Origin of the sequence: Protofrankia sp. Cas3, from assembly GCF_963555955.1 — a bacterium.
In the GTDB taxonomy this organism is placed as follows: domain Bacteria; phylum Actinomycetota; class Actinomycetes; order Frankiales; family Frankiaceae; genus Protofrankia.
Genome location: NZ_CAUVXP010000070.1, coordinates 18800 through 28369 on the forward strand (window position 1 = coordinate 18800; position 9570 = coordinate 28369).

Genomic DNA, 9570 nt, shown 5'->3' on the forward strand with positions numbered 1-9570 from the left:
GCGCGCTGTGTGCGCCGTGTGCGCCGTGCACGCTGTGCACGGTTACCGTGAGGCGCACTGTTCTACAGGGCGTCTGATCCACGTTCGCCGGTGCGAACCCGGACGACGGTCTCGACCGGTACCACCCAGACCTTGCCATCGCCGATCTTGCCGGTCTGTGCGGCGGTCGTGATGGCGGTGACCAGCTCCTCAACGGCGCTGTCATCCGTGACGATCTCAATTTTGATCTTCGGGACGAAGTCGACCTTGTATTCGGCGCCCCGGTAGACCTCGGTGTGGCCCTTTTGCCGACCGAAACCCTGGACTTCGGAGATGGTCAGGCCGTGCACGCCGAGAGCTTCCAGTGCAGCTTTCACGTCATCCAGTTTGAAAGGCTTGATGACCGCGGTCACGAGTTTCACGCCTGCCCCTCCTCGGTGGTCGTGGTCGTGGTCGTGGTCGAGGACGCGAACGATGCGGAGCCGCCGCCGAGCGAGACGAACTCGTACGCGGTCTCGCCGTGCAGCACGAAGTCCATGCCCTCCTGCTCCTCGTCCGGCGACAGCCTCATCTTGTAAATCTTGTCGATGACGAAGGCGATGATGAACGTCACGACGAACGAGTAGGCCACCACCGAGACGACCGCAAGCGCCTGCTTGCCGAGCAGGCTGGCGCCACCGCCGTAGAAGATGCCGTCGGCGCTGAAACCGGGAGCGACGTCGCTGGTGCCGAAGAAGCCGATCAGCAGGGCGCCCAGCGCACCGCCGACGAGGTGGACAGCACCGACGTCGAGGGCGTCGTCAATGCCGACTTTGCCTTTGATCGCTGTGGCCAGGGCGCAGACAGCGCCGGCGAGTAGCCCGATGAAGATCGAGCCGGCCGGCGAGACAAAGCCGCAGGCTGGGGTGATGGCGACCAGGCCGGCGACCGCGCCGGAGGCGGCACCCAGCGTGGTGGCCTTGCCGTCCCGGATTCTCTCCACGAGCAGCCAGCCGAGCATGGCGGCTGCGGTAGCGGTATTGGTGTTCACGAACGCGAAGCCGGAGCGGGTGTCGGCGGCGAGCTCGGACCCGGCGTTGAAGCCGAACCAGCCGAACCAGAGCAGGCCGGTGCCGAGCAGTACGAACGGCAGGTTGTGCGGCCGGAAGCTGGTACCCGGCCAGCCCTTGCGCCGGCCGAGGACAAGTGCCACGGCGATGGCCGCGGCGCCGGCGTTCGCGTGGACGACCGTGCCACCGGCGAAGTCCTCGGCGCCCTTCTTGAACAGCCAGCCTTCCGGGGAGAAGACCCAGTGCGCCACCGGTGAATAGACGACGAGCGACCATATGGCGATGAAAACGGCAAAAGCCCCGAACTTCCAGCGGTCAGCCGTGGCACCGGTGATCAGAGCTGGGGTGATGATCGCGAACATGAGCTGGAAGGCCACGAACACGATCGGTGGGATCACCTGGGCGAGTGAGGGTGTCGTCTCGGCGTAGCCGGGAACCGCCTCGTTCATGTGGTTGAGTAGCGCGAAGTGGAAGCCGCCGAAGATCTGGTTGCTGTCGCCGAACGCGATGCTGTAACCGATCAGTACCCAGAGAATGCTGACGACACCCATGCAGAAGAAGTTCTGCATGAGCATGCCGAGCACATTCTTTGAGCGCACCATTCCACCATAGAAAAATGCGAGACCGGGCGTCATCAGGAGAACCAGCGCCGATGCGGCCAGGATCCAGGCGGTACTGCCGACACTCGCTGCGCTGGTTATCCCATCCTGGAGATTTTTAAGCTGATCTGAATTCATGTCTCTCCCGTCGGTCGCCCCGCCCGCCCGCGCGGACCATGCTCGCCCCGGTCGGCGGCCGAGCGTGGCCGTCCCGGATCCTTCGGCCGAAGAGTCGATAGGATCCGTTCCGGACCGGTATCTTGCCTGTTTCTGACACGTGAATTCGCCAAATTGGGCGGCTCGTGATTCCCCGTGGTTGCTGTGTGTTGTACCTCACATTACTCTCTGTGAGAGTCGGCGCGTGTGCATGATTCTACTGGCGCCAAGGGTTACTGTGCCTGGCTGTGGGTAGCGACTCAGATGCAGATAGCAATTACAAGGTTCGCGTCGCTTCATGCGTTTTTGTCCGGTTGCGTAAACGGCCGTCTATTGTCGCGGAGGTCCAACATCGGGCGTTTGCGCGGACACCGCTTGCCGTGGGTCTACTCGGGGCTCTCGTCGGCGGGATCATGCTTGTGCCGACCACTGCCGGCCCGGCCAGAGCCGACGACATAAACAAGATCACGGAAGATATTGCGGGCGCCCGGCAGCGTCTGACCGACCTGACTAATTCGACCGAGGCCGTCACCGAAGCGTTTAATGCCGGCCGGTTGCGGCTGGGTGCGGCCGAACAGGCTGCGGCCCGGGCCGCGGACAATGTCGGGCGTGCTGACGCCGCCGTGCAGGCCGCACAGGAAAAGCGTCGTACTGTCGGATCTGTCGCTTATAAGACCGGTGACTTCGAGCAGCTGTCGGTCCTGTTGTCCGGCGACCCCGCAACCGTGCTGGATCGGGCGGGTGCGATGGACGCGCTCGCCCGTCGCGGCAGGGAGGCCGACGTTCAGTTGCGGTCGGCACGGCATGATCTTACCGATGCACAGGCCGCCGCCGCGTTGGCAGTCGACGAGCAGCATCGAGAGGTCGTATCCCTCGAGACACAGAAGCAGAGCATCGAGACATCGATCACGGCACAGCGGGCGCTGCTGGACGAACTGGTCGCCCGTCACGACGATCTTGTGCGGCAGGCGCGTGAAAACGAGGCCGCGGCTCTTCGGGCCCGTGAGCAGGCGGCCGCACAGGCCGCTGCCGCCCGCGCTGCGCAGGCCGTGGCCGAGCAGGAGCAACTACGTGATCTGAGCAAACTGGCCGAACGTGCCGGTCGCGGATTCACTGAAATGCCGATCTCGCCGCCGCCCCCACCCACCGTGGCCGCAAGCGTCGGCGGAGGCGGAGGCGTGGGCGTGGGCGTGGGCGCGTCCGGGGGCGGGGCGGCGGTTGCGGTGGCCGAGGCCCGTGCGCAGCTCGGCAAGCCGTACATGTGGGCAGCGGCCGGCCCGAACGCCTTCGACTGCTCGGGGCTCACCCAGTGGGTGTGGTCCAAGGCGGGAATCGCGCTGTCCCACTACACCGGTGCGCAGTGGAACGAGGGGCGCCAAGTCTCCACCGCCGAGCTCATCCCGGGCGACCTGCTCTTCTTCGGCGCTGATCTACATCATGTCGGGATCTACATCGGCGCCGGCAAAATGATTGACGCACCACACACAGGCACTGTGGTGCGCCTCGAGGACGTCTGGTGGCCGAGGCTCGCCGGGGCCGTCCGGCCGGGTGGATGATATCGGGATCCCGCGGCGCTCATGCCACGTTCGCCACGGACCGCTCGACATAGACGAGCCCCGCGCCCCGCCGCGAAAGCTCGATGGCGGTGGCTTCGTCGCCCACCGGGGTCTCCTCCGGAGACACGATCTCGACGACGTCACCGCGCCCGCGGACGATCACCGTGGCACCTGGCATGACCGCGGCGTCGCGCAGCTGGCGCATCGTGCGTTCGTCCGTCTGCAGGCGCTCGGAGATCCAGCTGACCGTGACCGGGGTGGCCCGGGAACCCGCGAAGTCGGCGGCGGCCAGCAAGCTCAGCGGAGCCGGTGGCCGAGGCCCGGCTGGGCGGTCGAAGGAGCCGGTCGGGATGACGTTGCCGAACGGGCATCTCTTCGGGTCGCCGAGGATCTCGGTGAGCCGCATCTCCACCTCGTCGGAGATCACATGCTCCCATCGACACGCCTCATTGTGGACCAGCGCCCAGTCCAGGCCGATCACCCGGGTGAGGAGAAGCTCTGCCAGGCGGTGCTTGCGCATGACCGCGGTCGCGCGGGCGAGACCCTTCTCGGTGAACTGCACGGTGCGGTCGTCGGCGAGGGCGACCAGCCCCTCACTGGCCAGCCGCGAGGTCGATTCGCTGGCTGCGGGAGCACTGACGTGCAATCTTTCGACAAGACGTGCACGCAGCGGCGGGATGCCCTCCTCCCTCAGCTCGTAGAGGGTACGGAGGTACATCTCGGTACTGTCGATAAGTCCAGTCACCGGGCTCCTTCGTCCAGGTACCAGGGTACGCCCGCGAGGCGACGTGCCGGCCGGCCTGACCGATCATCGGGGGGTCCGATCGGCGGCCCCGATCGGGGGTCGGATGTCGGCGGTCGCGGCGCGGTACGGCGTCCTACACTTGGCTCCATGAGCTCGACCCAGATCGCACCGGAGACCACCCACAGCGGGACGGACGAGGGCAACGACTTCGCCCACTACGCCCGCCATGAGGAGATTGTCCGGGCGTCCATCGAAGGAGGCCGGGTGACCGCACTGTGCGGTTACCAGTTCGAGCCGGTGCGCGACCCGCAGCGGTTCCCGGTGTGCCCGCGGTGTAAGGAACTCGTCGCTCTCGCCGAACAGTTCGGCTGACCCGCCACCCACGCCGATGGGTGAGCTGGCTGCGGTGTCACGGCTATGCTCGTCATGGGTGCGCCCTTGTAGCTCAGTGGATAGAGCGATCGCCTCCTAAGCGATAGGTCGTAGGTCCGATTCCTACCAAGGGCACAACGCCTCGCCGACCTGCGAGGTCCGTCTGATGGCCGAGGCGACGCCGGCCGACCACCGCTGCTGATCTCCACGCCGATGGGGACGACGTTCCTCTCGCTTCAGGTCGACGCTATTCGTGGGAAGCGCATAGCAACGACGAGCCGGGCGATGAAGGTTGGCATAGCAGCTTCCAGATCCGATCGGTGTGATCCTGAAGGACGGTCGAGGCCTGTCCGTGGCCGACGTCGGGTATGAATGACGTGAGGAAGGCGGTAGGCAATGTCTGCGAGTGCGCCGCAGGACGGTCGGCTCGGTCTGGTCGTCGCAGCGAAGGAACGTGTCGCCGAGGCGGTCGTGCGGGTGGTGCTCACCCGTCCCGACGGCGGTGCGTTACCGGCGTGGACGCCGGGTGCGCACATCGACCTGATCCTGACCGGACAACTGGTCCGCCAGTACTCACTGTGCGGGGATCATGGTGACGAGAGCCACTGGGAGATCGGGGTACTGCACGAGCCCGATGGGCGTGGCGGGTCCCGGCACGTGCACGAGGTTCTCAGCGTCGGCGATCAGGTGACGGCCAGCGTTCCACGGAACAACTTCCAGCTCGTCCCGGCGCCGGAGTACCTGTTTCTCGCGGGCGGGATCGGCATCACTCCGATCCTGCCGATGGTCCAGGCGGCGCAGGCCGCGGGTGCCGCGTGGAAGCTCGTCTACGGCGGACGTCGGCATGCGTCCATGGCGTTCCTCGACCGGCTGGCCCGTTACGGGAACCGAGTGGCGGTCCAGCCCGAGGACACCCATGGCCAGCTCGATCTCGGCGGCCTTCTGGGCACTCCCCGCCCGGATGTCGCGGTCTACTGCTGCGGCCCTGAGGGGCTGTTGGCGGCGGTGGAGTCGCGATGCGCAGCGTGGCCGGCCGGCAGCCTGCACGTCGAACGCTTTCGGCCCCGCCCACCCGGAGCCGGCGGCACGAACGGCGTCGGGAGGGACGGTGCCGCGGCGGTCCTGGACGAGTTCGACGTCGTCCTTGCCCGGAGCGGCCGGACGGTGCGGGTCCCCGCGGCGCGGTCGGTGCTCGAGGTGTTGGAAGCAGCGGGGGTGGATGTGTTGTCCTCCTGCCGGGAGGGCATCTGCGGCACCTGCGAGACCGGTGTCATCGAAGGTGAGCCCGACCATCGGGATTCGGTACTCACCGATGACGAGCGGGCCGCGTCGGAATTCATGATGATCTGTGTTTCCCGCAGTCGCACTCCGAAACTCGTCCTCGATCTGTGACCAGCCCGTTGTGAACCACGTGACCGGAAGGCTCACGGATCGTTCTCGCGTCGCTCGCGGATTCGCCTGCGGATTCGCCGGTGACGACCGATGGCGGTGCGAGAACGATCCTGGCCGGACCGGGGTCGGTCAGACAGACTTGATCGCCGAAATGTCAAGCTCGATCTTGATCTTGTCGCTCAGGAGAAGACCGCCGCTCTCCAGCGGAGCATTGAAGGTGATCCCGAACTCCTTGCGGCTGATCGTCGCCGAACCTTCGAAACCGGCGCGGGTGTTGCCGAACGGGTCCTTGGCGGAACCACCGAACTCGATTTCGATGTCGATCGGCTTGGTCACACCGTGGACGGTGATGTCACCGCTGAGGATGAAGCTGGTCTCGCTGCCGCCGCTCTTCGCGCTGTTGCTGACGAAGGTGATCGACGGGTACTGCTCGACGTCGAGGAAGTCTGCGCTGCGCACGTGACCGTCCCGGTCCGCGTTGCCCGAGTCGATGCTGGCGGTGGAAATGGTCACGGTGGCGCTGGACGACAGCGGCTCGGCGCCGTCGAGGGTCAGCGTCCCCTCGAAGCTGCCGAAGCTCCCGCGGACGGTGGTGACCACCGCGTGGCGGACGGCAAAGCCCAGCCGGCTGTGTACCGGGTCGATCGTCCACGTGCCGGTCAGCTCGTCGGGCGTGATCGTGGGAGACGTCACTGTTTCCTCCTGGGAAGGTCGTGCGGGCACCGGTTTGCCGGCGTCTGATCGTGTCGTGCCTCGCTAGCATATCGATGCTCGCGCAAACAACTTCCAGGAATGCGCGATCATGGTTTTTCGCGCGCCCGGAGGCTCTTGGGGAGTTCTACGCTGTGACCATGGCCGGGACGCGGTGGCTCGACGCCGACGAGCAACGAGCATGGCGGGTTTTCGTCGCGGCGACCGAGCTGCTTGCGGATGCCCTCGACCGGCAGCTCCAGAGCGAGGCCGGCATGACCCACGCCGCCTACGTGGTACTCGTGATCCTTTCTGAGGCGCCCGACCGGGCCATGCGGATGAGCGAGCTGGCCCGCGCGACCAACTCGTCCCAAAGTCGCCTGTCCCACGTCGTGGCACGCCATGAGGAACGGGGCTGGGTCCGCCGGGAGAGGTGCCCGACCGACCGACGTGGCCAGATTGCCGTGCTTACGGACGCCGGCTTCGACGTCCTCGCCGCGGCGGCCCCGGGGCATGTCGACACCGTACGGCGGCTTGTCTTCGACGGGCTCAGCCCGATCCAGGTTGAGCAACTCGGTGCCATCAGCGAGGCATTCCTGGCTGTGCTCGACCCCGACGGGAGGCTCTCCGCGGTCCTGGGTGGCCGGGCCGCCCCGTTGGTGTGAGCACGGCGTTCCAGTCGGTCCAGGCGTTTCAGCCGGTGACAGATGCAGGGGCACCGCCACCGCCACCGGCCCGCGCTGCACGGACGGCGGCGGCGGGTCTGCGGATGAACTCGGCGAAGGTGGTGACAACTCGGACCAGACCGGCCACCAGCTGGCGTGCCCGCTCGACGATCTCTGTCCCCACACCGAGGAGGAGCCTGACGGGCGGGCGGTCGGAAGCGGATGATCGAGGCATGGTCGGTGCGGCTGCCTGCGTCGGTGCGGTCCCGTACATAGCCTCCACCTGCTCGGTGAGCTGCCGAAGATTGTCTGCTGACATCCGTTGGCGCAGCTGCGGAAACCAGACCTCCTCCTGCTCCCAGACGTGCTCACGGATCATCTCCATCAATTCGCGCATCAACCGGGCGAAATCAGGGTCGGCCGGGTTCGTCGCGCTGAGCGCCGTCATGGTCCTCTCGACCGCGGCCTGTTGGGCGATTTCCCTCCCGATCACCTCGTCACCGTTCGGAATGATCTTTCTGGCTTCAGGATAGACGACTTTCTCCTCAATTGCCGCGTGCCGGAGCAGCTCAATAACGATATTTTCTGCCAGCTGGTTCTTCTCTGTCGTCGAGGTTGCCCGGTCGTAACGCTGAAACAATTCTTCGACCTTGTCGTGGTCGTGCGTCAGAACGTCTACGACGTCGCCTTCGGCCATTGCAGGACCTCCCCTGGTCGTTTGTCGGGTTGATGCGGATTTCCCGGCCTGTCTGGAGAAACCCCGTCCGACTTGCCGGGGCGCCCGGCGAGTTCCCTACCCGATTGCGGGACACTGTAAGACCGCACCGCACCGCACCGCACCGCACCGCACCGCACCGCACCGCACCGCACCGCACCACGGCGCGACCGCACTCGGCTATCAACAAGATCACGATATGGGTGCGCCCCATCGGGCCATGCGCCCACTGGGGCGGCGACTCTGCGACGTCGGCCGGTGCGGAGACCTGGACCAGCGTGCACGGCGTTTTCACGACATACTGGCCCGGTGTCGACGTCGTGCCCGGGTGAGGGCGCTCGGTGAGCATTCATGAGTACGACCCGTGGACGGACGTTCTGCGTAAGCATGCCCGGCGGCGTCGGCGGACGGTCGTCCGTCGCGTCCTACGCGGTGTACTCGCGCTCGCCTGCGTCGCGGCTCTCGGCGCGGGTGTGGTGTTCGGCCTCCCGGCGTTGCGTCGGGCGGGCAACGGCCAGCCGACCGCGTTGGCGACCGCACTGCCGACCGGACAGCCGTCCGGTCAGCCCTCCGGGGAGCCGTCCGGTCAGCCCTCCGCCACGCCGGATCCTGGCGTGCGCCACGCCGCCGCCGACCCTTATTCGGGCACCGCGGCCGCCCGTTTCGCCACCGGCGCGGACGGCATCGTGCTGCCTGCCGCCGCCGCCACGGGGAGGTTCACCGCAGCCGAGGTCGACACGGCCCTGCGGAAGACCAAGGAATACATGACCGTCGCCTACCTGGACCCTCGGGTATACGCCGGTGACCAGGATGTCGTTTTCGCGCTTCTCAGCGATCGCGAGCGGAAGGCTGTCCAGCAGTGGCTGGCCGCGGATCCGTCGGACCACAGTCGGGGTCTCGCCTTTTTTGCGCGTTTCGCACCGGGCGTGACGTTGATTGTTCCCGATGTCCGGGTGGACGGCACCGTGACCTTCGCGACCGGTTCTGATTCCCGGGAGCTGGAGATCCACGCGAACCATGTCTATGTCTATCCGATGCGCCGCGGATCGGAAGAGGGACTGGTCATCGTGCATCGGGACATGATTTTCCACTTTCATAAGACCGGGTCGGTGCGGGCTGGCGAGGAGGGCCTCTACGCCGGCCGGTTTCATTTCCTGTACTGGGATGAAGACTGTGACGCGATGAACAATGGCCTGCTCGCTCCAGGGCACCAGGTCAGTTCCAACGATCCCGCACCCGGCGCGCCCGACTATTCCGAAAGATTCGACCCGAGCCTGCCGCTGGTAGGGTCCGATACCTGCGGGGCCGGGCGTCGCAGCCAATCGGCGACATCGGCGCCGCAGGGGCCGGTCCGGTCTGCTTAGCCACGTTCAGCGAGCTGTCCCTGTCGACGCCGCGGGTCCGGGGCGACGCCGGGGTCGGTCGCGGGTGTGGTGCCCGTCCGGGTCGATGACGGTGTAACCCATGCCGCTGGCGGTCCGGTCGCCGATACCCGCGTAGCAGGCGAAGCGGGCAAGGCTTTCGATGGCGCTGCGCGTCCCCGCTGGGACCCCGGCGGGTTCGGCGAGGGTGTAGCTGACGAACCCGACGCAGCCGCGCCGCTTGGGTGCCCCGATTTTGACCACGTACTCGGCTGTGGCCAGGCGCATGTC

At 66.6% G+C, this 9570-nt stretch carries 11 protein-coding genes and 1 tRNA gene; 6 read left to right on the forward strand and 6 right to left on the reverse strand.

What is annotated here, in order from left to right; translation table 11 throughout:
• Nucleotides 1-62 precede the first annotated feature (62 nt).
• Nucleotides 63-401, reverse strand: a complete 339-nt coding sequence (locus U9983_RS14605; RefSeq protein ID WP_322754556.1) for a P-II family nitrogen regulator — start codon at nt 399-401, stop codon at nt 63-65.
• Nucleotides 398-1765, reverse strand: coding sequence for an ammonium transporter (locus tag U9983_RS14610; protein ID WP_322754557.1), 1368 nt, complete (start codon nt 1763-1765; stop codon nt 398-400). Before U9983_RS14610 ends, U9983_RS14605 begins: the two co-directional genes overlap by 4 nt.
• A gap of 398 nt (nt 1766-2163) precedes the next feature.
• On the opposite strand from U9983_RS14610, the gene U9983_RS14615 reads away from it, so the two are divergent.
• Nucleotides 2164-3339 (forward strand): C40 family peptidase, encoded by a 1176-nt coding sequence (locus tag U9983_RS14615; RefSeq protein ID WP_322754558.1) that lies wholly within the window; start codon nt 2164-2166, stop codon nt 3337-3339.
• A 19-nt stretch (nt 3340-3358) separates the two neighbouring features.
• Here the strand turns inward: U9983_RS14615 and U9983_RS14620 are convergent, their stop codons facing one another.
• Nucleotides 3359-4084, reverse strand: a complete 726-nt coding sequence (locus U9983_RS14620; RefSeq protein WP_322750661.1) for a metal-dependent transcriptional regulator — start codon at nt 4082-4084, stop codon at nt 3359-3361.
• A 147-nt stretch (nt 4085-4231) separates the two neighbouring features.
• Here U9983_RS14620 and U9983_RS14625 point away from each other — a divergent pair, with 147 nt between their 5' ends.
• The 3 genes from U9983_RS14625 to U9983_RS14635 all read left to right on the forward strand — a co-directional run bounded on the left by U9983_RS14625 (nt 4232) and on the right by U9983_RS14635 (nt 5848).
• Complete coding sequence (locus tag U9983_RS14625; protein WP_322750662.1) at nt 4232-4456, forward strand: DUF3039 domain-containing protein; 225 nt, start codon at nt 4232-4234, stop codon at nt 4454-4456.
• A 62-nt stretch (nt 4457-4518) separates the two neighbouring features.
• Nucleotides 4519-4591: transfer RNA gene (locus tag U9983_RS14630), tRNA-Arg, on the forward strand.
• 261 nt (nt 4592-4852) lie between these two features.
• Complete coding sequence (locus tag U9983_RS14635; RefSeq protein ID WP_322750663.1) at nt 4853-5848, forward strand: PDR/VanB family oxidoreductase; 996 nt, start codon at nt 4853-4855, stop codon at nt 5846-5848.
• Nucleotides 5849-5977: 129 nt separating this feature from the next.
• Here the strand turns inward: U9983_RS14635 and U9983_RS14640 are convergent, their stop codons facing one another.
• Nucleotides 5978-6541 carry a YceI family protein gene (locus U9983_RS14640; protein WP_322754559.1) on the reverse strand — a complete coding sequence of 188 codons (564 nt, stop codon included), beginning with the start codon at nt 6539-6541 and terminating at the stop codon, nt 5978-5980.
• Between the two features lie 158 nt (nt 6542-6699).
• On the opposite strand from U9983_RS14640, the gene U9983_RS14645 reads away from it, so the two are divergent.
• Nucleotides 6700-7203, forward strand: a complete 504-nt coding sequence (locus U9983_RS14645; protein WP_322754560.1) for a MarR family winged helix-turn-helix transcriptional regulator — start codon at nt 6700-6702, stop codon at nt 7201-7203.
• A 28-nt stretch (nt 7204-7231) separates the two neighbouring features.
• On the opposite strand, the gene U9983_RS14650 is transcribed toward U9983_RS14645, so the two are convergent.
• Nucleotides 7232-7900 (reverse strand): hemerythrin domain-containing protein, encoded by a 669-nt coding sequence (locus tag U9983_RS14650; protein WP_322754561.1) that lies wholly within the window; start codon nt 7898-7900, stop codon nt 7232-7234.
• A 359-nt stretch (nt 7901-8259) separates the two neighbouring features.
• On the opposite strand from U9983_RS14650, the gene U9983_RS14655 reads away from it, so the two are divergent.
• Nucleotides 8260-9282 (forward strand): PT domain-containing protein, encoded by a 1023-nt coding sequence (locus tag U9983_RS14655; RefSeq protein ID WP_322754562.1) that lies wholly within the window; start codon nt 8260-8262, stop codon nt 9280-9282.
• Nucleotides 9283-9288: 6 nt separating this feature from the next.
• Here U9983_RS14655 and cas6 read toward each other — a convergent pair.
• Nucleotides 9289-9570: CRISPR system precrRNA processing endoribonuclease RAMP protein Cas6 (cas6, locus tag U9983_RS14660; RefSeq protein WP_322754563.1), on the reverse strand; the 282-nt coding region annotated here is incomplete at its 5' end.

Coding starts and splice junctions, on each gene's coding strand:
- U9983_RS14610 (WP_322754557.1), bottom strand. CDS start 1,765: ATGAATTCAGATCAGCTTAAAAATCTCCAGGATGGGATAACCAGCGCA.
- U9983_RS14625 (WP_322750662.1), top strand. CDS start 4,232: ATGAGCTCGACCCAGATCGCACCGGAGACCACCCACAGCGGGACGGAC.
- U9983_RS14635 (WP_322750663.1), top strand. CDS start 4,853: ATGTCTGCGAGTGCGCCGCAGGACGGTCGGCTCGGTCTGGTCGTCGCA.
- U9983_RS14645 (WP_322754560.1), top strand. CDS start 6,700: ATGGCCGGGACGCGGTGGCTCGACGCCGACGAGCAACGAGCATGGCGG.
- U9983_RS14650 (WP_322754561.1), bottom strand. CDS start 7,900: ATGGCCGAAGGCGACGTCGTAGACGTTCTGACGCACGACCACGACAAG.